Raw genomic sequence first — 24,585 nt, 5'->3', positions numbered from 1 at the left:
CCGGCTCGCCTCTCACTCGGCGGCGATGGGATAGCCGTCGCCGTCTTGTGCCTGCGGGACACCCTCCGCCTCAGCAACCTCGCGCGCCTCCGGCTGCTCCGCTGCCAGCCACGCGGGTTCCGGCGTCCGCATAAGCGAGGGCAGCCAGCCGGTCCCGGCGAGCAACTGCTCGGCGGCCTCGGCCATCGGCTGCTTTTTCATCCCCGCAATCCGGTCGGCGGCTTCATCACTGACCGCCTCGCGCACGGCGGCGACGATGTGCGCCTTGGTGACGCGGCCGAGATAGGTCCGCGTCGTGGGCGTCCAATGCGCCGCCATGTCGAGGGCCAGCGCCGTCGCCAGCTTGTCGGCGGTCTCGTGGGCTCGGGGCTTGCGCTCCCAAGGCTGCTTCACCGCGTTGATGGTCAGCGAGGCGCAATGCGCGAACAGCGCCATGACGCTCGCCTGATCCAGCCCGACGATGAAGCCCCACAGGTCTGCCACATCACGCGGCACGTCCGCCGCCCATGCCGCATGTCGATCCGCCAGCACCTTGCCCGCCGCCGTGTCCTCGATACCGTCCGCATGGCTGGCAAGGTTTACGCTCGTCGGGCGGATATCGAGGCAATGCGCTTCCACCGCCCGATAGAAGGTCTGCGCGGCAAGCGCATGGGTGACGGCCAGCAACGCCATGTCCGGCTGCTCGCCAAGGGCGAGGCGCAGGCCCAGGGTCCGATGGGCGGTCAGGTCGCGGATGAGAAGGTCTGACAGCGGCTTGCCGTCGTCCTCCGCTTCCTCGTCCTCGGTTTCCGAGGCCGAAACCCGGTCCCGGTCGCCATCCTCTATGATCTCGCCATCCTCGGTTACGGCGTAGCCTTGCTCGTCCGCCTCGGCGTCCACTTCCGGCTCGGGCTTTTCGTCCTCGGTGCGGATAAAGCCGCGTTCGATCCGCGCCGCCCCATCATGGTTCAGCACCACGAATACGCCGCCGCGCGCGATGTCATCGGCATCGTAGGCATGACGCTTCGCGTCCATGCGCTCGATCTCGGCCTCAAGCTCTCCGAAGCGCTGATCCACGTCGTCGGGAAGGTCCTCGGCGCTGTCATATTGCTCGGTCAGCGCGTTGTATTCCGCCTGTGCGGCTTCGTAGGCGGCTTCATCCTCCGCCGACAGGTCCACCGGCTGCGGATAGCTGCGGCGGAGACCGTGCGCGTGGGGATGATCGATGTGAACGCTGGTCCACTTCCACCCTTCCGCCTGAACCTCGGCGGCGACCCGCTCCAGCTTCTCGATAACCAGCCGGTCCAGAAGCGCCACGTCTTCATAGAAGCCGCCGTGATCCTCGGTGAACAGGTCGCGCAGGATGATCCCACCCGCCTCCGCGTAGGCTTCCGGCCCGACGAAGATGACGCGCCGGTCCGTCGCGGCGATGTGCATCCGAGTCAGATCGCGGCGGATTTGCGAAGGATCACGGTTATAGGAGAGGTTGTCGTAAACCTGCTCCTGCCGGGCATGATCCTCGACGATGGCGAAGGCCATCAACTGGTCCAGCGTCAGCCCGCCGTCGCGATAGACCTGCATCAAGCGGGACGATACCGCGCCGAGGCGCAGGCGCTGCCGCACCACATGCGGCGTCACGCCGAAGCGCGCAGCGATTTCCTCCGCGCCCCAGCCTTTTCGCTCGGAAAGTTCCCGGAAGCGCTCGAACTGATCGGCGGGGTGCATGGCCTCGCGCGTGACGTTCTCGTCCAGGCTGATCTCCTGTGGGTCGTTCTCGGTGTCGAGAACGCAGCGGATCGGCTCCGTCTTCTTGATCTGCTTGCGCTTGGCGCGCAGCAATTGCGCCAGCCTGCGGCCTTCGCCAATCGTGACGAGATAGCTGCCGGTCGGCCCGCCGTCCGCGTCCTGTTCGGGCTCCACCACAAGGTTTTGCAGCATTCCCTTCACGGCGATGCTTGCCGCCAGCGCCTCGACATGCGCCTCGCTGTGCGGGGTCTTCCGGGCGTTCCGGGGCGACTTCTTCAGCTTGTTCAGCGGCACGAAGATTTCCGTCCCGCTCGCGGTGACGGCTTCGATGTTCACAATGTCAGTCATGGTCTTTCTCCTATGGGCTTGGGTTGCAGCGCGCGCTGCAACCCTGCCCGTCGGCGAGACCGGGGTAGCAAGGGCAAGGGCGGCCGGGGCGGCGGGGGATCGCCCGGCCTGCACAAGCGGATTTTCGGAGTTGCGGAAGTGCTGAAGGACGTATCCGCGCGGAAGGTCGGGGAGACCGCCCCGGACGGCGCCGGTTCGCCGGCGCCTTACCCTTGCCCGCGCGAGGGCGGAGCCCTTAGCGAAAACCCGCCGGCGTGAGCGTCAGCGGGAGCCGGGCAATAATGCGATCAGGGATGTGCGTCTTGGGAGCCTTGATGGTGTGCGTTTCTGATCTCCGCAGCATAGGGGCGTTGCGGGGGGATTTCCCCGCAGAAGGGGGTGCGCCGGCGACTACGGCGTCGGCCAGGGGGAAGACTTTCCCCTCAAGGGTTTATCCCCGCACGTCCCGCTGATGAGTTCCAATCGTCATGGGGCTGACTTCCAATCAGCCGCCCCGATTCTCCCGCGTAAAGGCAGTTCACGACCGGCAGGGGTAACCGCTGCTGGGCCGGGCGATCAGGCGCGCGAGAATGACGTCAAACATAGGGCGTCTCGGTCCCCACATGCTTTCGCGGAGCGTTGAACGGGCCGTCGAGAAAGAAGGCAAGATACTCGGCGACGAGCCCCAATTCCTCGTTTTCCTGACCTGCGGGCGCCCGCGTGAAAATCTCCAAGGCGATCGCCAACAGCCGATCGAACGGGCGCGGATGGATGGCGAAGCGCGCGGAGAGCGGAAAGCCGAAATCGCTGGCCATCGCTGCGAACATCGCGCGCTGGATATGCCCGTTTCCGTCCAGAAAGGGGTGAATCTTGCCGAACCAGCAGAACGTGTAGGCGAGGCCGATCAGCTTGCCGTAGTCATCGGCTTCGGCGTCGCCGAGCCAATCGTGGGTGTTGTTCAGCACCTCCGCCATTCGCGCAGGTACTTCGCCTGGCAAGCAGAACTCATATATGGCGCCAGGCTCAAGCTGGCTTTCGGACGACATCCTTCGATCGGCGAGCGTCGTGCCCGGCGTGCCGCGATAGGCGCCGGCATATTCACTGTGACCTTGCGGTGCGAAGGGGGCGAACAGCTCGCGGTGGAGATTTCGCGGATCTGCGAGGATACCCTGTCGCCGCGCCGGATCAGAAGCGATCTGGACTAGAAGCGCGGCGCAGCGGGTCGCCATGTCGCGATCATAGTTGGCCGCATCGTGGGCCTGCCATGGCAGCGGTGGCTTCGCCATTCTGCGGCTCTCCTCCAGAATTTACCTCGCCGCGAGGGCCTATCTGTGATGACTCGGCCCGGACGCTTCACCGAACTGCGCCTCCGCCTCCGCCTCCCGGAGGCAGCGATCCCAGAAAGCCAGGGCGGCGTGAATCTGGGGCAGGACCGGCCTGCCCGCGAGATCACGGAATTCCGGTGCGTCGAACGCTGCGACCCGGGACGCGCCGCCGGGCATCGACGGATCGGCCACGACGGCGATCGAGCCAAAGGCGTCGCTATGGAGCTGAAGACCGCCCTGAAACTCCTTCAGCAAAGCATTTCGCGTCGGTTCGATGAAGTCCCCGAAAATGGGTTCCTGCTTCCAAATCCGCCACCGCGCCTTACTCCAGTCGCGTCGACCGGCGTCGCTGCAGTCGACCTTCTCGAAGACATGGCCGACCGACCGCAAGAGGGCGATGATCGCGATATATTGGGATTGGTAGTCGGCGACCGCGCGCATCACGCTCTCGTCGCGCTCGAAGCGGGCGACGAGCTCGGCGATGAAGTTGAGTTGCGCGCGGGCGACCAGCATTCGTCAAAGCGCCCGAAACGCCGCTTCGATGTCGGCGGCAGCGGTGGTGTCGTCGAAGGCATGAAGCACTGCGCCGGTCTGGGTGCGATCGCGGATCTCGATCTTCTCCGTCTCATGATTGTAGGCGAAGACGTAAGTCTTGCCCGAAATGGTCACCCACAGCATGTTGGCGGGGCTGCCAGCGAAGCGGCGGATCCGGATAGAGTCCGGCTCGCCGCGCCAGATGATCCCGCCCAATAGCGCCAAGGCGATGCCTTTCACCTGGCCGGCGTGGTGATCGGCGCGTCCCATGACGCCCTCGGCATAGGTGTGGAGTTCTTCGACATCCTTGGCGGTAATGGCCATTCTTCCCCCGGATTCTATGCGCTGCCGACCGTCAGGCGCGCCTCAGCATGCGTTCGATCCGCACGCGTTGAAAGCCATGCGTGTGAATCTGCTGACGGAGCTGGCGGATATCCCGGACGCCGAAGGCTACGGCGGCCTTCAGCGGACTGGCGAAGGTCGCGTAATAGGTCCAGCGGGTGTTGGCCGGGAGCGGCGCGTTCTGCCGCCGGTCGGTGATGGCGACGTCGCGCGGATCGCTAGTGTTGCGGAAGGCGTGGAACGTGACCCAGTCCGGCCGCCGGTAACGTGCGGCTTTGGAGAAGGGCACCGACTGGAGCTTCACATCGACCTGGTCGAGCACCCAACCCTGCTGTTCCAGAATCTGCCGCACCATGTGCCCGATCATTTGCTTCACTCGGTCGGCCAGCACCTCTTCGCGGAATTCCTCCAGGAGCTGCTCCTCGATGCCCTCGACGGCGGGCTTGCCCAAACCTGAAGCGGTCTCAAGGCGGGCAACTTGTTCGGGTCGGGTGAGAAACGTCCAGATGCGCTGACCGAGGTCAGACGCATAGAGTGAGGCGAACTTTTCGGGGCGATAGGCAAACATGAGAGGCCTTCCTTTGCCGGGCAAATATGGACGGTTATAAGGCAGTGTCAAGGGTGGCGCGTGCGCCGATACGACGGGGAGATTGGTTTGGACTTCGAGGATCTTGTGACGGCGTTGGCGCCGCCACCCAATCGGGCGGGAAAGTCCGAGGGTCCGCATGAGCACCATCTCTATGAGGGGGCGGTCATGCTAGCCTACGCGATGCACCTGCTGCGCACGGCGAGCGCGCGAAACGTCCGCATCCATCCCGACGGCGAGCATGGGAAACAATTCGACTTCGCCGGCTGGTTCGTGCGGCGCGGATTCGCGAAGGTCTCCAGCCTTGGCGGCACCACCTATGGCGGGGTCTATAGGGACGAAGCGGGCCAGACGGTCACGGTCCATCCCAAGTCTGGGCTTGGTGACGTCGTCGCCGAGGCTGGCGGCCAGATCATCTCAGCCGAGTGCAAGGGCGGGATCATCAACACCCGGCACCCCGGCCAGGTCTCGCGCCTCTACAAGGGCCTGTGCGAAACCGTCGGCCTGCTGATGGCGACGCCCTCGCAAGGACGCCAGGTGGCGGTGGTGCCATTGACGCAAGCGACCTTGCGCTTGGCAGAGCGGCTCGCGCCGCGGTGCGCCTTGGCGGGGATCGAGATTGCACTGGTTGGCAGTCGTGGCCAGGTCACCGATGTGCGTGCGCCGATCGGTTCGCCAAACGCTGCCGGCAGCCAGAGCCGGGACGAAGACGGGATGGCCGGACGGCCGGGAGGCGCTTGATGAGACGGGTACTGACGGTCGGGCTGACCTACACCGGCGATCCCATCGCCGAGGTGGAGATCGAGAATCTCGGGCTGTGCCAGGCCAGCGTGGATCGGGAGCGGGCCGCGTTCGCGCTCTACGAGTACGACACGATAATCATCAATCCGGAAAGCTACTCGCATTTCCTGTTCGGCAGGGCCGGCGAGTTCTCTAACGAGGCCCATGAACTGGGGCTGCTGAAGCGCCAGAACGACAGCTATGACCTCGACGCCGCCTTTGACGCCGAGGATCGCCGCAAGGAGCTGGAGGCGGCGATCACCGACGGCGCCACCGTCATCTGGTGTCTGTCCGAACCGAAGCGGATGAACTTCTTCGGTTATCGCGAGACCCATCTCGGCTACGCGGCGCCCACCGTCGCGAGCTTAGTGAAGCGCTCGAACCTTCTGGTAAAGAAGGGCAGGCGCATGGGCGGCGTAGATCCGGACAGTCCGTTCGTCCGCTATTTCGAGGTGCTTTCGCGGACGGGCTGGACCCTATGCCTGGCCGATCCAGGCGAGGGGTTCGCGTCGATCGCAGCAACGCCGGAGGGCTACAGCCTCGGCGGCAAGGTCACGCTCGGCCCGACGACCGGCTGGCTGCTGGCGCCGCCCACGTCGCAGGACGCCGCCAACCAGCTCGTCCGCGATAGTCTGGCGCTGGAGAAGGCCAATCCGGCGCACGAAAAGTATCACGGCCTCTTCCTCAGCCACACCGGCGTCGACAAGCCCTTCGTGCGGCAGCTCCGCACCGATCTGATGGCCCGGGGCGTGGAGCGCGTCTGGTTGGACGAGGCGGAGATCGACATTGGCGATTCGCTCATCGCCAAGATCGAGGAGGGCATCAAGCTCAGCCGCTATATCGCGGTCGTGCTGTCGACCAAGTCGATCGGCGCGCCCTGGGTGAAGAAGGAGCTTGATGTGGCGATGAATCGGGAGATCGCCAGCGGCGAGGTCGTCGTGCTGCCCCTGCTCATCGAAGCGTGCGAGCTGCCCGAATTCCTGAAGGGCAAGCTTTACGCCGACTTCTCTAAGCCCGAGGAGTACGAGGCCGTGCTGGCCAAGCTGCTGCGTCGGCTTCGGATCGCCTGATGGACGCCGTCCGGCAAGGCCCGAGCCCCGCGATGCTGGAGACGATGGCCGAGCTGTGGCGATTGCGACCGCCCGGTCCCGACAACATTCTCGCGCACCCGGCCTTCGAACGCCTGCGCGCGATCTGTCGCGACGGCTATCCGAACGCCGGCAAGACCGGTCCTGCCTTCGCGCTATCGACCGCGCTGAGGGCGCTGGGCTTGCCGTGCGAGCTTCGTGGCGACGCCGCCCATCTCGCCTCGCCCGTAGCGGAGGCGGCGAATGGACTTGATGCCGCGCTGCGCGCCACACAGGCGCGCCGCCTGCATCTCGCGCCCCTCGATCTCGCGCAGGACCTCCCGCCGCTGTCGTTCGGCCCCGCCAAGGTGTGTCGGTTCGCGCCGGATGAGTTGCGCGCGCTGGTGGATGAGCGCCGGCTGAAGCGGGCGCATCAGCGCCAGGATTTCGACGCTAATCGCCTTTCGGAGTTTCATTGGCTCGTCGTCGAGGAAACGGTACCGCTCGACCAGGAGCCCGAGGCACGCGCCGTGCCGTTCTTGTTCATGAACCTGAGCGAGGACATGGGGCGGATCGAACCGCACAAAGGACGCTTCCCGCCCGCTCTCGAAGCGGCATTGTTCTTCCTTCTGCTGGCGCCTTGGGAGACCTGGTCGACCATGGCGGAGGTCGATTGGCGGGGCTTCCGCGTGCCGTGGGTCTACACGGTCGACAGCGACATCTTTGTGCGCGCCAGCGCGCCGCCCTCGGCCAACACGCTGAGCTGGGAAGACCGCGTCTACACGGACCGCTATGGCCAGACCTTCGAGGAAGAGCGCCCCGTGGAGCTCCCCCTCGCGGACGCCGCCGTGCCCGAGCTGGCGCTATGGGATCAGAGCCGGTGGGCGATCGTCGAACAGGCGAAGCAGTCGGTCCTGTTCGAGACGCCGATCACCCACTTCCTCGTGCGCGCCTTCCTGGCCGAGGGCGTGGACGAGTTCCTGGCGCACATCACGACCATCGAGGCGGCGCTGGGCCTGCGCGCCGATTATCAGAAGTGCTTCCGCGTCGCGCTTGACCGCCATAAAGGCATGCGGGCGACCGACCGGATGCGCGGGCGCGTCGCCGGGCTGCTCGGCGGCCGCCAGCATGCAGACCAGTACGAGCGCGTCTTCGAGGTGAGGAGCGCCTTCCTGCACGGACGCGCCATGACCGCGATCTCGACCGAAGAGCGGGTGATCGCGCGTTCGCTGGCGCGTCAGATCGTCGAGGCTCTGATCCTGGCGACGCGCGCCGGTCCGATCGCGTCGCGGGAGGGTTTTCTCGATAGTCTGCTCGATAAGGGCGCGCCCCTAATCTAGTAGGGCGGCCCGAAATTGAGCCATTTTCCTCCGACGATCGTGGAAGAGCTAGGAGGCGAGTACGCCTTCGCGCCGCCTTCCGCTATGCTGATGGGGGCAAGTCTTCACTCCGCTATTGCATATTCTGCCCAACTTGCCTATTTTGCTCAGCGGAGGACATATCATGGGCACTCTGAAGCAGGTGCACTCGGCCAGAGCCGCTCTGGCGAGGGCGATTGAGAGCAAGGTCGAGCGCATGGACATGGCCGGCCTGGTGGAACTCGCGGTCACATTGAACGTCCCGGTGCCGGCCTCGGCCAGAGCCATTCGCGGACGCGAGCGAAAGCCCGTGGCGCAGCCGCCCATGCCGAAGGACAAGGTTCTGCAGGGCAGCGGCATCGGCCCCGTGGTGTCGGCCGCGGAAGGCGGCCGGCTACTCGATGCGATCACGGTCGATGACGAGTCCGCGGACTGGGTCGAGAGCGATCTCGTCGGCGCCGGCGAGTTGGTCAACCGGCTCAACATCTCACGCGGCACGCTCGATAACTGGCGCAAGGCGAACAAGATAATCGCTTTGCGCAAGGGTCTGCGGAACTTCCTCTACCCGCTTAGACAGTTCGAACGTCGCAGGCCCGTCGAGGGTCTCGATGTCATCGCACCTCTGTTCACCTCCCCCGAAGAGACGTGGGAATGGCTGGTTGCCCCGAACCACATGACAGACGGCAAGCCGCCAATCGACAAGCTCCGCGATGGTGATGTCCCGGTGGTCAAAAGCGCCGCGGAAGGCGCGTTTGACTACGCGTGAAGATCGTCATCTCCAAGCTTCGCGAGCGGGTCATCGAGGCGCGTATCGCCGACTGGCCGCGCATTCTCCCGAGCCGACATCGATCGACGCCTGCCAACACAGGCTTCGGCTCGAGCCGCTTCTCGAGCCCATCGGGCGCCTTCCGGGTGCTCTATGCGGCCGACAATTTCCCGACCGCATTCGCGGAAGCCGTCGTGCGCGACCGTTTCGAAGGCAAGACCAGGCGTTTCCTTTATCGGCCACACCTGGAGCAGCTTTGTGTGACATCGATCAGTTCGAGCCGCGAACTGGCGCTGCTCGATCTGCGAGGTGCCGCCACCTACGAGGTTGGAATCGATACGGATACCAACCGCGCACGCATTCACACTTCAGGCCAAGCCTTGTCCGAAGCAGTGCACGCCGAGATGACCGACATCGACGGCATCGTTTTCAACTCACGCCTGACCACTGGCGACTGCGTGTCGATCTACGATCGCGCCTTCTCGACGCTTTCGGGCACGCTGCCGGTAGCGCTGCTCCAAGCAACGCTATTACCTGTCGAACTTACCCGCCTCGGCATTACGGTTCGCCGGAAGCGCGGACACGCGACGCCATGATGCTCGCAATATTGATGCGCGCCAGCGTGGGACCCCGCTGATGGCGCCGAGGCTTCACATTCTCTCCCCCAAGCGCAACAAGCGGCTGCAGACAGGCTGGGAGGGTTTCTTCCCCTATTATGCCGGCTTCCCAGAGTTGTTTGCGCGCGAGTTGCTGCAAAGCGCCAGGCTCCCCCGTGGTGCAGTCATTCTCGATCCCTGGAATGGCAGTGGTACCACCACATACGTGGCAAGTGACCTTGGCATGACCTCGATCGGCATCGATCTCAATCCGGTGATGATCATCGTCGCGCGGGCACGACTGCTGCCGCCAAGCGAGGCTGATCATCTGCGGCCCCTCGCTGCGACCATCCTGTCGCACGCACATTCCGCGCCGCCAACCCTGGACTCGAACGATGCCTTGCTCGGCTGGTTCGAACCTACCACGGCTGCCTTCATCCGTGGCATCGAGCAGAACATCCGCCGCAGCCTAGTCGGCAGCATGACCAAATCGCCCGATGGCATCCATCTCGACAAGATCTCCGGCACTGCGGCGACGCTCTATGTCGCGCTGTTCGCCGCTTGCCGTAAGCTCGTGGCGCCTTTTCGCTCGTCAAACCCGACTTGGTTGCGCATGCCCAAGGAGACCGAAGCGCGCCTCGTGGCACCTCAGATTACCGTCGCGCGCTTTTTCGCCGACAATGTGAGGGGCATGTCGGCGGCATTGGCGACCAAGCTTGATGCCGATCTGCTAATCGCCGACACACCGCGGGCTGGGGAGTGCAAGATCAACCTCTCCGATACGGCATCAATGAGACTGGATGCCGGCAGCGTCGACTTCGTGCTGACCTCACCGCCTTACTGCACGCGGATTGATTATACAGCAGCAACCCGCATCGAACTCGCGGTGCTCGGGCCGTTGATGAGCACAGGTGCTCGCGCGCTAGGCAAGAAAATGATCGGCTCCACCCAGGTGCCAAGCGCTTCGATCGAGATCGACGACAAGTGGGGCAAGACATGCGCCCACTTCCTGGAAGCGCTGAAAAAGCATCCTTCCAAGGCGTCCGGCGGATATTATTATCGCACTCACCTCGACTATTTCGACAAGATGTCGCGTTCGATCGAGCGCATGTCAGACGCGCTAAAACCCGGCGGCCGTGCGATCCTTGTCGTGCAGGATTCCTACTACAAGGATTTGCATAACGACCTGCCCAAGGTCATCTCCGAAATTGGGGTGAAGCACGGCCTGAACCTCAAGCGGCGCGAGGATTTTCACCTGCGCTCCATGTCCGACATCAACCCAGGGCGTCGAACTTATGCGCGCCCATCGGGCGCGACCGAGTCGGTCCTCTGCTTCGCCAAATAGCGTCCCCTAGCCTTACTTACGCAGGTAAAGGAACAAATCGCCGGAGAGTCGACCGTTAGATCTGCGCTCACGAGGACAAGCGTGGTATTGCGTGGAAGAGCGTGGAAGAGTATATAGGGTGCATGTCACGTGCACTGCCCCTAGCTGATCAACTCACCCGCAACGCCAAGCGGCAGCAGGACGCCTATGCCGAGCTGATGAAGGCGCTGGGAGCGGTGGATCAAGCGGGTCGGGAACGCGCGCAGGCGAAGATTGCCGAGCTGACGGCCGAATATCAGCGCCTCTCCGATGCCCTCCGCTTCAGTGAACTGGAAGCGCGCGAGATCGCGACGCCACGCGCGCGCAAGCCCGGGAAGCCGCTTCGCGAACTCGCGCTCGATGCGCTCGACGACCTGGGTGTCCCGTCTGCACCCGCGCTCATCGCCGATCTGACCGCGGCGCTCACCGGCACTCGGCCCTCGCCGTCGCGCTTTGCCAGCCTCAGGCGTGATGAAGAGAATGCAGCGCGTCGCAATCTTGCGGCGCGCCCGGCCTGGATCGTGCCCGCGATCAGCGCCGCCGAGCTTACCGCCATTCCGAGGCTGCTCACGAGTTCGACCTGGAGCCTGGAGCGCCGCATCATCGGCTCGCGCAGCATGCGCACCGACAGTCTGCGGATCGCGATTAGCCTCGCGCACCGGCTCGCCCACCTCCGTGAGATCGGGGCTACCGAGGCAAAGAGCGTCGAGCGGCTGCTCTTCCCATTCGCGCGGTCGATCCCGGGCGCTAATGACACCGGCCAGCCGATCGATCCCAAGCGCGTGACTGAAGCTGTCGGGGCCGAGCTGACGATGCTCGAAGAGGCGGACCTTGCCGAGCGACAGGCTGCTGCCGCCCGGCTTTCATCGAGCAGCACAGTTTTCAAGCTGTGGGGCCGCCCAGTCATGGTCGACAGCAAAGCGGCCGAGAGGGCGATCCGTTGACGCCCGCCAACGCGCGGCTTGCCCGCCTGCGTGGCGGCATTCCGGCCGTCGAGGTCGGGGCGCGAGGTATCGAGAGCGTGGCGCGGAATGCGGGCTGTACCCGGCTCCGCGCTATCGTCATCTCGGGGCTCACGCCGACCGAGATCATCAAGCATGTCTTCAACGCCGAACCCGACATCATGTCGCCGTTCGCGATGACCCTGAGCCAAGCGTATGAGCGCCGCCTGCTAGAAAATGGCGGCGCCTCGCTCCTGACCGCGTATCGCGAAAAGGGACACCTGGCCACAAGCGAGGTGAAGATCTCATCGGTGGCCGATCATGCTCCAGGTGGTGGCGTGCTCGCCCGTCAGCGGCGTGAACTCGAGACCCAGCGACTGCTGGATATGAAGCACGCGGGCAACCCGCTCGCCCCGAACTTGATCCTCAATCCCCGCCTGCCGCTGGCGCTGGTCGGCGTGACGCACGCGATCGAGCTCGACTATATGGTCGCGAGCGACGACGCGCGCTCCTACCGCGTCGGCGTCATCAAGTCCTATGCCGATCGCGGCGGCAAAACTGACAAGGCCGACATTCGTGCGGCCTGTCGGGAAGCGGCGGTGGGGACGCTAGCTTTGCGTCAGCATCTCGAAAGCCGCGGCGATGATCCCGATCTCGCGGGCGACCGTATCGATATGGTGCTCCGCGCCCCTGGCTCCTTCGTGCCGCGCCTGTTCGCATCGATGCGTGCCGAGTCCGAGATGGCGTCGCTCGTGCGGACGCTATCAACTGCGCCCGCAGACCTCGACGAAGTCGAGCAGCTAGTGCCGGCCGGCACCAGCTTTGCCGATCCGCGAGTGATCAATCAGATCCCCAACAACTACCGGTCGAATTGTAAGGAGCATTGCGCCTTGTGGGAGCGTTGCCGCGCCCAGGCGCTTGCCGCCGGTCAGCCGATCATCCTGGGTGATGCTGCCGCCGAGCAATTGGCCGCCGCGGGCTCGATCACGCGTGCGCTCGACTTGCTCGACGGGCGCGGCCGGCCGCCGGACAACCGTGCCGAGGCCGCGCTCGCGACTGAACTGCGCGCGGCCGCCTTACTGCTCGATAGGATCGCCAATGGCTGACTTTGTTCATGTCGCAGCGCGCTTGCGAGCGCTTCAGCGCGGCCAGGCCGTGCCGATCGTCTCGCAGCGCCAACTGGTAATTCAACCCCATGCACGCATCCTGACGCTGCTCGCCATGGCAGGCGAGGATACGTCCGTGCATGCCGTGGCGCTCGGCCGCTTCGGTCATCCTCCTGAAATTAACGTCGTCGCCGATCCGCGTCGCCGTGACGATCAATATGCTCTGTTGCGCTGGCTGTTGCCCTTCTTCGAGGACTATTACGCCGAATGTCTCGCGGCTGGGACGTTCCCGCAGATCTGGGTGTCTTCCGCCGGCGCGCTTGGCCATCTCGACACACTTGCCGATCGCCTTCGCTTCACCGATGAGGACGATATCAAGCGGCTCGGCACCTTGTGGACCTATGCCGGCGAGCGCTCGCCAGTGGCTGGGCAGCAGGTTCTGATTAGCGCGACGACGGTACTCCGCGCGCACTATGCGACCGGTCAGCAAGAAGCCGAGGACGAGCATCTCGGCTCGCTGTTGACTTGGATCGAGCCGCCCGCCGGCCGCGATATCTTTGCAGCCGTCGCCACGGCAGAAGCGCAGCCGATGGCGGTGAAAACCGACCCGCACTTTGACCGAACCACGCTGCAGCCCGCGATCGAAGACTACAATCGCGCTCGCTCTGCGGGGAAACCCGAGTCCGTGATCGCGTTTAATCGCGCGCGCATCCAACAGATGCTCGAAGGTGTAATCCGCCCGATCTATGCCGCCACCCAGCGAGCAATCTCGTTGCTAACGGCCCCCCGCTGGCAACTAAATCCCGCGCTGGACGCATTGGCAGATCAGGAAGCGCGAGAGTTCGAGCGCTTCATGGCGGCTCGCGAAGCAGGCTTTCATCTGCCGTATCATGACAAGCCGAAGGCGGGCGCCATGAAGATCGTCGCGCGCGAGCGCGCCGTGGCCAACCTGGAAGCGGGGTTGCTGCGCCATGACCGCTCCGCGCGCGAAAAAGGTGTCGTCAGCGGCAGCGTGCTCCGCGCGCAGATCGTTGATATTCGCAAAGAAAAGATCCGTCCGCGCCTGTTTGAATATGACTTTGTGCTCTCCAGCCATCAGGACAGCCTCCACCTTCGTGCCGGCGACGAGCTGTGGACGCTGGATGACCCTAAGATATCGGTGCGCATCGACGATGTGGAGCGACGTGGTCCCTTCACATGGGTCACCGGCAGGGTGCTCGACGGCAAGAATGCAGTGAAGCGCACGTCGCTAGGCATAACCCTCGACTTCGGACCGAAGGCGCCCAACTGGGAAGGCATCGGTAATGACCTCAGGCAGATGAGCGTGCGACTGACCAACGAGCCCTGGACGCATGGCGACACGACGCCGGCACCAACCCCGGTCAACCGGCCCATGCCCGCAAATCTGCTCGCCGCGGTGGAGAGCCTCGCATGACCGAGCCCTTCGATCCGCAGGCCGCGGCCGACGCGGCTCTTGAGCGAGTCCTCGCCAGTCAATGGCAAGGTGTGCCGGCGGTGGTTCTGCGCTCGCCTCCCGGCGCCGGTAAAACCGGCGTCGCGCAGCGCGTTGCCCTTCAGAGCGCCACCATGCTCGATCAGCGCTGCATGGTCGTCACCCAGACGAACGAGCAGGCGTTCGATCTGACGCGCCGGCTCGCCGGCAACGCCCAAGCCCTGCCCATTCATCTGTTTGCCCGGCGCGGCCTCGCTTTGCCGGCGGACGTTGCAAGTCTTCCCAATCTCGTGGTCGTGCATGACGTACTGAGCCTGCCACAGCAGCCTTCGATCACGATCGGCAATGCTGCGAAATGGTCCTGGATCCAGACGACCGAGCCCTGCTTCGATCTTCAGATTGTCGATGAGGCGTTCCAGCTTCCGGACTATCGTTTCCAGCTAATCTCGAACCTCGCCCCACGGCACGCGCTGATCGGCGACCCCGGCCAGATCGATCCCTTCGTCAATTGCGAGATCGAGCGGTGGCGCTGTGATCCGGCCGGCCCGCAGGTCTCATGCCCGGCGGCGCTGGTGCAGCGCCATCCTTCAGTGCTTCAGCTCGACCTGCCCGTCTCCCGCCGCCTCAACGCCGATACGGTCAGCCTCGTTCAGCCAGCCTTCTACCCGGACATGCCGTTCCGCGCGATGAGTCAGGATCGGTCGGTGCATTTCCAGGTCGCCGGGATCATGCCATTCGACGCCGCGCTCGACGCGGTCGCCGCAGGGTCATCGATCGTCATGGTCGAACTGCCAGCGCAGATCACCGGAGAGGCGGATGGTGAGCTTGCACAAGAGCTTGTCGCCTCGATTGCGAGGCTTCTGCGCCGGCGCGCCTGGATGAGCGATGACGGTCAGGTCTCGGAAGTGACGCCCGACAAGATTGGGGTTGTCTGCGCGCATGTGAGCCAGGTCAACGCTGTGCGCGAACGGATCGAGCCTGATATGGTAGGCGTGTTCGTCGAGACCGCCAATCGCTTCCAGGGGATCGAGCGGCCATTCATGTTCGTGCATCATCCCTTGTCTGGAAGGGCTGATGCAACCGCGTTTCACCTCGACGCGGGCCGTCTTTGCGTCATGCTGTCGAGGCACCGCATCGGGTGCTGGGTTTTCGGCCGACAAGGCATCGGGCAACAGTTGATGCGGTTCGATCCGGCAGGTGATCGTGCACTCGGTATCGACGACGATCCCGAATATCGGGGTTGGCGGGCTCATCTGACGCTTATGGTCGCGCTTGCCCGTGCCGGGCGCGTATTTCCCGCGGTAAACGGGCTGGCTCCATCGCCGGCCGGTCAGTTGGCGAGATGACCTACGATAGCTTGTCACCACGGCGTCTTTCTGCGGGCAATAGATGCAGGTCCTCGCGCTCGCCACGTCGTAAGCACCCTCGTTGCGCGTGTCGCCAAGCGACGTTACGCCGCTTGCCGCGAAACGCCGGCGTCCTTGGTCCGCTTTGCGCCGTCCAGGAGCGAAGCGATCTCGTCGCTCGTCCGTGTCGCGGCCAGCTTCAGTGCTTCGTCGATATGGATGTAGTCCTGGGTGACGCTCTGCGAGCCGTGACCGAGAAGGGCCCGAATGGTCAGTTCCGAGAAGCCCAGGTCTCCCGCAACGCTCGCGAACGTGTGGCGCAAGGTGTGCGGTGTGACGCCTTCGAGCCCGACCGACACGCATAGCCTTTCCAGGCAGGGCTTGGCGGCTGTGAAGTGCCCATCGCTGACTTCGGACGGGAAAACGTAGGGCGAATTGACACGCACCGGCTGCTCGGTGATCGCATTCACGGCGGACGGCCCGATGGTCCTCACCTGCGCGTCGCCCTTGGTGTCAGGGAAGCCAACATAGCTGCCCTCGGCGAACACCCACGCGCGCTCAAGACCCTGTCCCTCGGAAATCCGGAATCCGGACAGGAGCAGAAGCCGCACGATGGCCAGCGCGATGGGACTCTCTGTCTCGTTGCGCGCCGCATGGCGCATCGCCTGACCAAGCTTCTCGATCTCGGGGACGCTGAGACGCCGGGTCTTCTTCTTTCCGGCCAGCTTCCGAGCGCCCTTGCTTGGATGCGCCTCGATGCGGTCCAGACGCGCCGCGTGGCCGAGTATACTCTGCAGTGTCGAGACGGTTCGGGCCGCCACGCCAGGACCGCCCGTTGTCACACCGCCTCGGCCCTTGCCCCGGGACTTGGCGGTCTTCCCGTCGACGATGTCCGACTGCATGCGCTCGATGTCGGCGATCTTGAGGGTGTGGACCAGGGTCTTTCCCAATAGAGGCTTGATGTGCGTCTCGATGCGGCTCTTGTCCATGGCGAGCGTCGAGGCTTTGATCGGTCGGTTGCGGCGACCGAGAATGCGACCGGCCTCGGCCTCCTCGGTATACCAGTCGCACAGCGCCGCTACGGTGGTCCTCCGCCGGGTGTCGGGCTTCTTCGCTGGATCGTCGCCCTTGGCGAGCTGGCCGAACTTGACCTTCGCAAGATCGCGGGCGCTTTCGACCGTGATCGCGCCAAAACGCCCCAGCTTGATCCGGCGAGATCGCCCGTCGGCATCTCGATATTGGAGGATGAAGGTCTTCAGGCCCGAGTGGACGGCCCGGACGCCGAAGCCCTTCAGCTCTCCGTCCCAGAGGAATGACTGGCCGCCCTTCTCGCTGGGCGGCGTGAGGCCTTCCACACCCGTCTTGGTCAACCTCCCGCTCATGGGCCTTTCTCCTCACGCGACGATCTGCTTACATTATCAGGTTCGGAAAAAATTGTAAGCACTATGTAAGCAGTTTAGCGCAAACCGGCGGTGCTTTCCGGCGGGCCTGGCGTACGAGAACTTCCGTAAGTCATTTATTTATCGTATTTTGGAGAAGTGGAGAGAGGCGGGTAGTTGATGGATATGAACCTTGCCAAGGTTGGGGTCGAGGGTTCGAATCCCTTCGCCCGCTCCAAAAATGGCTTTGAAGTCAATTATTTGCACAAGGCTCGCGCAAGCGGGCCTTTTTGCTGTTGGGGCGCGGAACCACGGCGGAACCGAATGGCGCGCCGAATGCCGTTGCGTGTCGGACGATCAAGCCGGCGCTTGAAATTCCCGGCGGCCACGTGCGGGGCGTCGTGGCGTGCGCTCTTGGCTCGTCGACAATGGCTTCGACCTTGCCCAACTCGCAGTTAGTCTCGCGTCGCTGGCGGTCGCAATCAAATAGCAATCGTCAAAGGAATGCGGCCGAGGGCGCGCTTCTCATACCCGGCTAAAGCGCGGCGCTTCTCACTGATAATGCCGGGGCCTCGCCGCGTGGCGCTATCGGCTCAATCTGCGATTGATCGCAGGGCACAAAGGCCGGCCTACGCGCCCGTCAATTTTCCGGACGAATTCGATATCGAGCCGCAGATTTCGCGCGGATGGGCGCCGGCGTTTGTGAGCGTCCGGCGAACGGCCTCGCGCCAACCTTCGAGTAATTGCGCGCGCGACGCCGCCGTCATGCGCGGCTCGAATCGGCGTCCGAGCGTCCAGACCTTGGCGATGGCGGCGAGATCGGAATAGGCGCCGATCGTGAGGCCGGCGAGGTAGGCTGCGCCCTGCGCCGTCGACTCGAGCACGAGCGGCCGCTCGACCGGCGCCTCGAGGATGTCGGCCAGAAACTGGCACAGCCAGTCGTTCGCGGCCATCCCGCCGTCGACGCGCAGGGCCGCGCGGCCGCTCGACCCATCTGGCGCCATCGCCTGCATGAGATCAAGAGTCTGGTAGGCGACGGCTTCGAGCGCCGCGCGCGCGATATGCGCAGCCGTGGCGTCGAGCGTGAGGCCGCAAATCAGACCTCGCGCGTGCGCATCCCAATAAGGCGCGCCAAGACCGACGAAAGCCGGCACCATATAGACGCCGTGATTGCCGGGAAGACGCGTCGCCATGTCATGGGTCTGCGCCGCATTCGTGATGAGGCCGAGGCCGTCGCGCAGCCATTTGACGGCGGCGCCGGCCGCGAAAATCGCGCCTTCGGCGGCATAGGTGGGCGTCCCGGAGATCCGGTAGGCGAGCGTGCCGAGGGTTCCCGCGGCGGGCGGGGCGGATTGCGCTCCCGTGTTGAGCAGGGCGAAACATCCGGTGCCATATGTCGCCTTCGCCATGCCCGGCGAGAGGCAGGCCTGCCCGACCATGGCCGCGTGCTGATCTCCCGCAAGGCTGGCGATCGGGATCGACAGATTGAAAAGGCCCGGCGCCGTCACGCCGAAATAGAAGCTCGTATCCTCGATGCAAGGAAGCAGCGGCGCCGGAATACCGAAGAGTTCGAGAAGATCCTTATCCCAGCACTGGCGGTGAATATCGAACAGAAGAGTCCGGCTGGCGTTTGTGGCGTCGGTGGCGTGGACCTTGCCGCCGGTCAGGCGCCAGAGCAGGAAACTGTCGATCGTGCCGAAAGCGAGATCTCCTCGATCGGCGTCCGCGCGCGCGCCCGCGACATTGTCGAGGATCCAGGCAAGTTTGCTCGCCGAAAAATAGGGGTCGAGCAGCAGTCCGGTGCGACTGCGAACCAGTTCCTCTGCGCCTTCCGCGCGCAGCCGGTCGCAATCCTCCGCGGTTCGTCGATCCTGCCAAACGATGGCGGGATAGATCGGCTTGCCCGTCGCCCGCCGCCAGACCACGAGGGTTTCGCGCTGGTTCGCGACGCCCATCGCCGCGATCGGGCCGCCGGCATTTTCGACGGCTTCGCGCGCGGTGGCGAGAACGTCGCGCCAGATGTCTTCTGGATCGTGCTCAACCCATCCCAGCTGCGGATAATGTTGCGGCAACTCGCGCTGCGCGCTCGCGATCAATCGGCCGCCTACGTCGAAAACGAGGCTGCGCGTCGATGTCGTGCCCTGATCGATCGCGAGAAGACGGATAGGGCTCATGCTTGCGGGCCTCCACAGGACGTCGTCATTTTTTCGCGCGTTCACAGATATAAGCGCCGACGCGCCGACGCTCGTCGGGGGTCATGTGAAGGCCGAGCTTTGACCTCCGCCAAAGCAGGTCCTCTTCCGTCCGCGCCCATTCGCGCTCCGCCAGATAGTCGATCTCGACCTCATGAAGCCCGGCTCCAAAATCCTCGCCAAGATCGCCAAGCCTTTGCGCCGAACCAAGTATGGTCTCGACGCGCGTTCCATAGGAGCGGGCGAGCCGCAACGCCAGCGGCTCCAGCAGCCATGGCCGCTGCGCTGTCAATTGAGCGACAAAGCGATCGAAATCGCCGTCAGGGAAATCGCCGCCGGGCAGCGGCGCCGAAGCGGTCCATGGTTTTGGCCGGGGCGGGGCGAGCCGCTCCGACAGCATGTCGACGGCGCGCTCCGCCAGACGCCGGTAGGTCGTAATCTTGCCGCCATAGGCCGAGAGAAGCGGCGCGGTTCCAGCCGGGGCGTCGAGATCCAGAAAATAGTCGCGCGTGGCGGCGCTTGGGCTCGGGGCGTTGTCTTCATACAGCGCGCGCACGCCGGAAAAATGATGCGCCACGTCTTTCGGATCGAGCGGCTTGTCGAAATAGCGCGAGGCGGCGCGGCAGAGATAGTCCACCTCGTCCGCATCGATCGCAACCTTTGCAGGATCGCCCTCGAACGCGATTTCGGTCGTGCCAATGAGCGAGAAGCGTTGCGCGAATGGCGTCACGAAGACGACGCGGCCATCGTCATTTTGTAAAATGTAGGCATGGTCGCCGGCGTAGAGCCTTGGCGTGATGATGTGACTCCCCTTGACGAGACGCAGCCGGCGCGGCGCGGGTCCGCGGCAGAGGTTCGCTACCTCATCCGCCCAGGGGCCTGCGGCGTTGACCAAAGCGCGCGCGCGAATGATCGTCTCGCTCCCTTGATCTTTCAGCGCGACCCGCCAGCCCGCCTGCTCGCGTCGCGCGCTGTGACAACGCGTCCGCGTGCGGACGTCAGCGCCTCGCTCCGCCGCGTCGACAGCGTTCAACGCCACCAGCCGCGCGTCGTCGACTTGGCAATCGGAATAGGAAAAGCCGGTCCCAAAGCGCCGTTTGAGCGGCGCTCCTTCGGGACGGCCGTGCAAATCGAACCGCGACGACGCCGGCAGATGTTTGCGCGGCGCCAGCCGGTCGTAAAGATAAAGGCCGAGGCGGATCATCCATTGCGGGCGCACCCCCTTGTCATACGGCAGCACAAAAGTCATCGGCCAAACGACATGCGGAGCGATCCTGAGCAAAATTTCGCGCTCGCGTAGCGCCTCCCGAACGAGCCGAAAATCGTAATGTTCGAGATAGCGCAGGCCTCCGTGGATCAGCTTGCTCGAGGCCGAGGATGTGGCGCATGCAAGATCGCCCTGCTCGCACAGCAGGACCGAGAAGCCGCGGCCCGCTGCGTCCCGAGCCATTCCCGCTCCGTTGACGCCGCCGCCGATGATGAGAAGGTCGACGTCAGCCTCCGGCGTCATCGGTCCTTCCTGATGCTTTGGCGATCGCGGCGGCTGATGCGTCAGAAGCTGACGCCGTCGAACCGAACGGCCGCTCGTCGTACATTGCCGTCCAAAGTCGTCTGGTCTTCGTCCCGCCACGCCCGGGATCGAGCAGGCGGACTGGCGGGTCTCCGGCATCGACGGCGCGGCCGGCGCCCGCATGCCGGCAGATGCGCTCGTTCAAAAGCTGCCGCAGCGCCGCCACATCCCTGTCGATCGTTTCCGATGAGCGCCCAAAACGCGCCTGCCGGAATACGGCGAGCTGTGTTTTCAGCTTTTCGATGAGGAGGGCCCTGGCCGGACTCTCGATGACGAGAACGGCGACGTCGCGTTGCAGATCGCGGGCGACGCGACGCAAACCATCTGGAACCTGCAGCAAATCACCAGCCGAAAACGACATGCCCATATCTATCACGAGGATGCCGCAAACACAGCCAAACTCATAATGTGATAGCAATATCAACGGAATGAGGCTGGCTCAAAGTGAAGCAGACGCTCATAAATCCCCTGTTGGTGCCGGCCGTTCACGCCAGAACCGCCGGGAAAGACCTCTTTCTGAATGAAAAACAGCTCCCAATTCTACGGCGTTCGAGGCTACGCGCCATAGCCAGCTTAACCAGGCTTAAGGAATAAACGTGCAGACTAAGGTCGAGGCTTTGAGGTCTGAGGACGTGGGATCGTCAGACAGGAGCCAGGTCTTCGTCGCCGCGCACGCTGGAGATGTCGGAGTGAGCGGCGTGAATGCAAGAAGCGCGGCTCGAACCGTCCAACGCCGCCGGGCCGCACCGGCAGCCAATGCGTCGTCATCAAGCGCCGCCGAGAGGCCGTCTTCCAGGCTGCCGATCAAGCGCGACTGGAACGCGCTCTTTCTTCAGCTTCGCCGATGGCGAAAATGCACCACTGCGCCGTGGAGCCAACAGCGCGCGGCGCCTTCATTCGTGCGCGCGGTCATCATCCTGTTGGCGGCTCTCGGCGTCTTCTCAGCAACGAACATCGCCTATCATGTCGTGCGAAAGCCAACAGAGTTGTTCTTTCCCGTGAGCGGCGCGCTCAACAAGACGCCCTCGGAAACCTGGCGGCAATATGCGCCGCTCTTCCGCGAATATTCTACCGCCTCCATCACGCCAGATCTCCTGGCGGCGCTGGCCCAGGTTGAAAGTATGGGCAATCCAGTGGCGCGCACTTACTGGCGCTGGCGCCTGAGCTGGAACCCTTTCGAGATCTACCGGCCCGCCTCAAGCGCCGTCGGAATGTTCCAGTTGACCGAGGCGATCTTGGCCGACGCCAGGCATTTTTGCATACGCAACCACCAAGTCGTCGCGGAAGGCGCCTGGACTGATTGGCGCTCATGCTGGTTCAACAGGTTCCGTTCACGCGCCCTGCCGAGCCATGCGATCGAGCTTGCTGCCGTGTCTTTGGACCGGAAAGTGACGAAAATCCTTGCACGTCGGCTACACGGCGGCGCGACTTTGCAGCAGAAGCAGGATCTCGCCGTGATCGCTCATCTCTGCGGCGCGGGTCCGGCGGCGACGTTCGCCCGTAGGGGGTTTCAATTAAGCGACGACGAACACTGCGGCGACCACGACGTCGCCGCCTACGTCGCCCGCGTCAACACGCTGAAGCGGCAGTTCAGGGGTCTCGCCAAATGACCTTGGACGTCCCGCCTTGCGGCTGAGGATCAATTGGCGACCGCCAAGATTCGGCCCGCTCACGTCATCAGGGGCGAGCTGCAGCGAACGCACCCCGCATCGGCGCCTTTTGAGCCCCGTTCCGCCACTTGTAAAAATTGTTCCAAGTGCGTTGGATCTACTGACGCAAACGGCTCCTTTCGGCGTGGCGCTAATTGCTGAGAATTTGAGCCTTCGGCGCCGTCTTGGCGACGGACTCCTCGCCAGTCTCGTTCACGACGTCAGCGATTATTTCGAACGAGCGCAGACGCGTGGCGTGATCGAACACATCCGAGACGATCATCAATTCGTCGGCCCCCGTCCGCGCGACCAAGCGCTCGACGCCTGCGCGCACTTTGTCTCGCGAGCCGACGATCGAACAGGCCAGCATATTTAAGGCCTGCGCCTTTTCCGCCCAAGACCAATAGGCCTCAATATTGTCGATGGGCGGCTTGCTCAGACCACGCATCCCGCGACGCAGATCGGTAAAGGACATTTGCTGCGTCGTCGCCAACCGGCGCGCCTCCTCGTCGCTTTCAGCCGCGATGATGTTGACGCCGACCATCGCGTGCGGCGCGGCGAGCTGTTTTGAGGGCTTGAATCTTGCGCGGTAGATTTCGAGCGCAATATCCAACGCGTCGGGCGCAAAATGCGAGGCGAAGGCGTAAGGCAGGCCGAGCTCGGCCGCGAGCTGCGCGCCAAACGTGCTCGAGCCGAGAATCCATAAGGGAACCTCCGTGCCTGCGCCAGGAACGGCCTCGATCGTCTGGCCAGGCTGAACGGGAGCAAGCAAAGCCTGCAGCTCGAGGACATCGCGGGGAAATCTGTCGGCGCTCTCTGGATTGCGCCGCAGGGCTCGCAGCGTCATCTGGTCGGTTCCTGGGGCGCGGCCGAGGCCAAGGTCGATGCGGCCTGGAAACAGCGTCGCCAGCGTCCCAAACTGTTCGGCGATGATCAAAGGCGCGTGGTTCGGCAGCATGATTCCGCCTGCCCCGACGCGTATCGTGCTGGTTCCAGCCGCGATATGGGCGATGACCAGAGACGTCGCCGCGCTGGCGATGCCGGGCATATTATGGTGCTCCGCCACCCAGAACCGGCGATAGCCCCATTTTTCGGCGTGCGCTGCGAGATCGCGGGCGTGATCGATCGCCTCCCGCGGCGTCGCATTCTGCCGCACGCGGACGAGGTCGAGAATAGATAACGAAACCATGGGGCGCTCCTTCCCGGCGCATGTGGGGACGCCATGACCTTTGTGTTAGGGACCGCGGCCATTTGTGGCGGCGACCTCTCCTGAGCGACACCCCCGCCGGCGCCGCCGCCGAGCGGAGCGTTCGAGGCGCGGAACCACGGTCCGCGTCGCCGTCGCGCTCGCGCGGCTTTCATCGCGTTTGGCACTGACCGCCCGGGAAATTTGGGCCCGCCCATTTCGCGACCGGCCGCCGCAGCGTTCCGCTGACAGCGCAGCGGCTTCCGGTGCAGGCGCCGCGAGCTCTCCGCGAGGGTCCCACAACGCCGGGTTCTTGCCGGCTTGAAGGTGGCCTTAAGCCGACCGTGAGCCTGATCTCGATCGGGTTCCGAATCTCGACGGCGCTATCGGAAATCATCTTCGAAACAAGTGCGCAGCTATTCATTGGCGCCGGCATTGTCTCGGCCATCCTGGCGCGGATGAGCCCTGGATCGCGTTTCTCGGGCGCATGCACGCGGACGTGCGAGGGCGGCCGATTATCTGCTTGGCTGGATCGCAGCGTCCAGCTCCCAGAGTGTCCGGTGCTCGCTGTGAAATGATTCGTAAGTCAATGCCAATCAACCAGAAGCCAACTAGTTTGGAGGAGAAGAAAACGCCGACGCCAATAAATCACGTTGAGCAGCGCTCCCAGAAGTTGCGCGCTTGCCCAACGAAGCGAAGGTCGTAGAGCTACCAGAGATTTTATCCGTCCTTTCTGGAGACCAAATATCACATGATTACTAGCTATTTATGGGTTGGCCTCGGAAGCGCTCTTGGCGGCATGAGCCGCTTCTGGTTCGCCTCGTTCGTAACGGGACTCACAGGGCCGGCATTTCCTTTGGGCACCCTCCTGATCAACATCAGCGGCTCCTTCATCATTGGGATGTTCGCCTATCTTACCGGCGATGGCTGACGTTTCGTGGTAGCGTCAGACGTCCGCATTTTTGTCATGGTCGGGGTTTGCGGGGGGGAGGGG

22 protein-coding genes and 1 tRNA gene are annotated in these 24,585 nt (G+C 64.1%); 13 read left to right on the top strand and 10 right to left on the bottom strand.

The annotated features are described in order from the left end of the window. Positions 1–12: 12 nt before the first annotated feature. The 5 genes from CR492_RS17580 to CR492_RS17560 all read right to left on the bottom strand — a co-directional run bounded on the left by CR492_RS17580 (position 13) and on the right by CR492_RS17560 (position 4,821). Positions 13–2,073 carry a ParB/RepB/Spo0J family partition protein gene (locus CR492_RS17580; RefSeq protein WP_102845038.1) on the bottom strand — a complete coding sequence of 687 codons (2,061 nt, stop codon included), beginning with the start codon at positions 2,071–2,073 and terminating at the stop codon, positions 13–15. 575 nt (positions 2,074–2,648) lie between these two features. Then, positions 2,649–3,338 (bottom strand): Fic family protein, encoded by a 690-nt coding sequence (locus tag CR492_RS17575; RefSeq protein ID WP_102845037.1) that lies wholly within the window; start codon positions 3,336–3,338, stop codon positions 2,649–2,651. Positions 3,339–3,377: 39 nt separating this feature from the next. Continuing rightward, positions 3,378–3,890: a hypothetical protein gene (locus tag CR492_RS17570; RefSeq protein ID WP_102845036.1), complete on the bottom strand. Its 513-nt coding sequence runs from the start codon at positions 3,888–3,890 to the stop codon at positions 3,378–3,380. Between the two features lie 3 nt (positions 3,891–3,893). Next, positions 3,894–4,235: a hypothetical protein gene (locus tag CR492_RS17565; protein WP_102845035.1), complete on the bottom strand. Its 342-nt coding sequence runs from the start codon at positions 4,233–4,235 to the stop codon at positions 3,894–3,896. Positions 4,236–4,266: 31 nt separating this feature from the next. Further along, positions 4,267–4,821, bottom strand: coding sequence for a hypothetical protein (locus CR492_RS17560; protein WP_102845034.1), 555 nt, complete (start codon positions 4,819–4,821; stop codon positions 4,267–4,269). An 87-nt stretch (positions 4,822–4,908) separates the two neighbouring features. Here CR492_RS17560 and CR492_RS17555 point away from each other — a divergent pair, with 87 nt between their 5' ends. From CR492_RS17555 to CR492_RS17510, 10 genes are all read left to right on the top strand, one after another. Next, positions 4,909–5,580, top strand: coding sequence for a hypothetical protein (locus CR492_RS17555; RefSeq protein WP_102845033.1), 672 nt, complete (start codon positions 4,909–4,911; stop codon positions 5,578–5,580). Then, on the top strand, positions 5,580–6,689 hold the full coding sequence (locus CR492_RS17550; RefSeq protein ID WP_102845032.1) for a toll/interleukin-1 receptor domain-containing protein: 1,110 nt from the start codon (positions 5,580–5,582) through the stop codon (positions 6,687–6,689). The genes CR492_RS17555 and CR492_RS17550 overlap by 1 nt, the downstream gene beginning before the upstream one ends. Positions 6,690–6,721: 32 nt before the next feature. Beyond that, entirely contained in the window at positions 6,722–8,026 is a 1,305-nt protein-coding gene (locus CR492_RS17545; protein WP_102845064.1) for a hypothetical protein, read from the top strand. A 163-nt stretch (positions 8,027–8,189) separates the two neighbouring features. Continuing rightward, complete coding sequence (locus CR492_RS17540; protein ID WP_102845031.1) at positions 8,190–8,810, top strand: hypothetical protein; 621 nt, start codon at positions 8,190–8,192, stop codon at positions 8,808–8,810. Next, a complete protein-coding gene (locus tag CR492_RS17535) occupies positions 8,807–9,406 on the top strand; it encodes an RES family NAD+ phosphorylase (RefSeq protein WP_102845030.1) in 600 nt (199 codons plus the stop codon). The genes CR492_RS17540 and CR492_RS17535 overlap by 4 nt, the downstream gene beginning before the upstream one ends. Before the next feature lie 40 nt (positions 9,407–9,446). After that, the gene (locus CR492_RS17530) at positions 9,447–10,751 is read left to right on the top strand and encodes a DNA methyltransferase (RefSeq protein ID WP_102845029.1); all 1,305 of its coding nucleotides are present in this window, start codon (positions 9,447–9,449) and stop codon (positions 10,749–10,751) included. Between the two features lie 122 nt (positions 10,752–10,873). Then, on the top strand, positions 10,874–11,713 hold the full coding sequence (locus tag CR492_RS17525; RefSeq protein ID WP_146030316.1) for a hypothetical protein: 840 nt from the start codon (positions 10,874–10,876) through the stop codon (positions 11,711–11,713). Continuing rightward, positions 11,710–12,816: a hypothetical protein gene (locus tag CR492_RS17520; protein WP_102845027.1), complete on the top strand. Its 1,107-nt coding sequence runs from the start codon at positions 11,710–11,712 to the stop codon at positions 12,814–12,816. Before CR492_RS17525 ends, CR492_RS17520 begins: the two co-directional genes overlap by 4 nt. Beyond that, positions 12,809–14,251 (top strand): hypothetical protein, encoded by a 1,443-nt coding sequence (locus CR492_RS17515; RefSeq protein WP_102845026.1) that lies wholly within the window; start codon positions 12,809–12,811, stop codon positions 14,249–14,251. Before CR492_RS17520 ends, CR492_RS17515 begins: the two co-directional genes overlap by 8 nt. Beyond that, the gene (locus tag CR492_RS17510; RefSeq protein WP_102845025.1) at positions 14,248–15,615 is read left to right on the top strand and encodes an AAA domain-containing protein; all 1,368 of its coding nucleotides are present in this window, start codon (positions 14,248–14,250) and stop codon (positions 15,613–15,615) included. The genes CR492_RS17515 and CR492_RS17510 overlap by 4 nt, the downstream gene beginning before the upstream one ends. A 104-nt stretch (positions 15,616–15,719) precedes the next feature. Here CR492_RS17510 and CR492_RS17505 read toward each other — a convergent pair whose 3' ends face one another. Continuing rightward, positions 15,720–16,997 (bottom strand): site-specific integrase, encoded by a 1,278-nt coding sequence (locus CR492_RS17505; RefSeq protein WP_102845024.1) that lies wholly within the window; start codon positions 16,995–16,997, stop codon positions 15,720–15,722. 166 nt (positions 16,998–17,163) lie between these two features. On the opposite strand from CR492_RS17505, the gene CR492_RS17500 reads away from it, so the two are divergent. Beyond that, positions 17,164–17,232, top strand: a tRNA-OTHER gene (locus CR492_RS17500). Positions 17,233–17,623: 391 nt separating this feature from the next. Here the strand turns inward: CR492_RS17500 and glpK are convergent. From glpK to CR492_RS21395, 3 genes are read right to left on the bottom strand one after another with little or no spacing between them, the layout of a single operon-like run. Further along, positions 17,624–19,168 carry a glycerol kinase GlpK gene (gene glpK, locus CR492_RS17490; RefSeq protein WP_102845022.1) on the bottom strand — a complete coding sequence of 515 codons (1,545 nt, stop codon included), beginning with the start codon at positions 19,166–19,168 and terminating at the stop codon, positions 17,624–17,626. Positions 19,169–19,193: 25 nt separating this feature from the next. Next, positions 19,194–20,696 (bottom strand): glycerol-3-phosphate dehydrogenase, encoded by a 1,503-nt coding sequence (locus CR492_RS17485; RefSeq protein WP_102845021.1) that lies wholly within the window; start codon positions 20,694–20,696, stop codon positions 19,194–19,196. Beyond that, complete coding sequence (locus CR492_RS21395) at positions 20,680–21,117, bottom strand: hypothetical protein (RefSeq protein WP_146030315.1); 438 nt, start codon at positions 21,115–21,117, stop codon at positions 20,680–20,682. Before CR492_RS21395 ends, CR492_RS17485 begins: the two co-directional genes overlap by 17 nt. Before the next feature lie 538 nt (positions 21,118–21,655). Here CR492_RS21395 and CR492_RS17475 point away from each other — a divergent pair. Then, a complete protein-coding gene (locus tag CR492_RS17475; RefSeq protein WP_245412151.1) occupies positions 21,656–22,366 on the top strand; it encodes a transglycosylase SLT domain-containing protein in 711 nt (236 codons plus the stop codon). Positions 22,367–22,556: 190 nt separating this feature from the next. Here the strand turns inward: CR492_RS17475 and CR492_RS17470 are convergent, their stop codons facing one another. Continuing rightward, positions 22,557–23,594, bottom strand: coding sequence for an LLM class flavin-dependent oxidoreductase (locus CR492_RS17470; protein WP_102845019.1), 1,038 nt, complete (start codon positions 23,592–23,594; stop codon positions 22,557–22,559). Positions 23,595–24,342: 748 nt separating this feature from the next. Here CR492_RS17470 and CR492_RS20575 point away from each other — a divergent pair. Next, entirely contained in the window at positions 24,343–24,522 is a 180-nt protein-coding gene (locus CR492_RS20575; RefSeq protein ID WP_146030314.1) for a CrcB family protein, read from the top strand. Positions 24,523–24,585 lie beyond the last annotated feature (63 nt).

This window comes from Methylocella silvestris, assembly GCF_002891535.1.
GTDB classification, from domain to species: Bacteria; Pseudomonadota; Alphaproteobacteria; order Rhizobiales; family Beijerinckiaceae; genus Methylocapsa; species Methylocapsa silvestris_A.
The sequence above is the reverse complement of the archived record's forward strand: the minus strand, read 5'-3'. Positions and strand labels throughout refer to the sequence as shown.

What these genes read in the sequence shown, in the direction of transcription:
- CR492_RS17575 (WP_102845037.1), bottom strand. Translation starts at nt 3,338, where the DNA reads ATGGCGAAGCCACCGCTGCCATGGCAGGCCCACGATGCGGCCAACTAT.
- CR492_RS17580 (WP_102845038.1), bottom strand. Translation starts at nt 2,073, where the DNA reads ATGACTGACATTGTGAACATCGAAGCCGTCACCGCGAGCGGGACGGAA.
- CR492_RS17525 (WP_146030316.1), top strand. Translation starts at nt 10,874, where the DNA reads ATGTCACGTGCACTGCCCCTAGCTGATCAACTCACCCGCAACGCCAAG.
- CR492_RS17540 (WP_102845031.1), top strand. Translation starts at nt 8,190, where the DNA reads ATGGGCACTCTGAAGCAGGTGCACTCGGCCAGAGCCGCTCTGGCGAGG.
- CR492_RS17565 (WP_102845035.1), bottom strand. Translation starts at nt 4,235, where the DNA reads ATGGCCATTACCGCCAAGGATGTCGAAGAACTCCACACCTATGCCGAG.
- CR492_RS17530 (WP_102845029.1), top strand. Translation starts at nt 9,447, where the DNA reads ATGGCGCCGAGGCTTCACATTCTCTCCCCCAAGCGCAACAAGCGGCTG.
- CR492_RS17505 (WP_102845024.1), bottom strand. Translation starts at nt 16,997, where the DNA reads ATGAGCGGGAGGTTGACCAAGACGGGTGTGGAAGGCCTCACGCCGCCC.
- glpK (WP_102845022.1), bottom strand. Translation starts at nt 19,168, where the DNA reads ATGAGCCCTATCCGTCTTCTCGCGATCGATCAGGGCACGACATCGACG.
- CR492_RS17570 (WP_102845036.1), bottom strand. Translation starts at nt 3,890, where the DNA reads ATGCTGGTCGCCCGCGCGCAACTCAACTTCATCGCCGAGCTCGTCGCC.
- CR492_RS17545 (WP_102845064.1), top strand. Translation starts at nt 6,722, where the DNA reads ATGCTGGAGACGATGGCCGAGCTGTGGCGATTGCGACCGCCCGGTCCC.
- CR492_RS17550 (WP_102845032.1), top strand. Translation starts at nt 5,580, where the DNA reads ATGAGACGGGTACTGACGGTCGGGCTGACCTACACCGGCGATCCCATC.
- CR492_RS17470 (WP_102845019.1), bottom strand. Translation starts at nt 23,594, where the DNA reads ATGGTTTCGTTATCTATTCTCGACCTCGTCCGCGTGCGGCAGAATGCG.
- CR492_RS17560 (WP_102845034.1), bottom strand. Translation starts at nt 4,821, where the DNA reads ATGTTTGCCTATCGCCCCGAAAAGTTCGCCTCACTCTATGCGTCTGAC.
- CR492_RS17510 (WP_102845025.1), top strand. Translation starts at nt 14,248, where the DNA reads ATGACCGAGCCCTTCGATCCGCAGGCCGCGGCCGACGCGGCTCTTGAG.
- CR492_RS20575 (WP_146030314.1), top strand. Translation starts at nt 24,343, where the DNA reads ATGATTACTAGCTATTTATGGGTTGGCCTCGGAAGCGCTCTTGGCGGC.
- CR492_RS17515 (WP_102845026.1), top strand. Translation starts at nt 12,809, where the DNA reads ATGGCTGACTTTGTTCATGTCGCAGCGCGCTTGCGAGCGCTTCAGCGC.
- CR492_RS21395 (WP_146030315.1), bottom strand. Translation starts at nt 21,117, where the DNA reads ATGTCGTTTTCGGCTGGTGATTTGCTGCAGGTTCCAGATGGTTTGCGT.
- CR492_RS17485 (WP_102845021.1), bottom strand. Translation starts at nt 20,696, where the DNA reads ATGACGCCGGAGGCTGACGTCGACCTTCTCATCATCGGCGGCGGCGTC.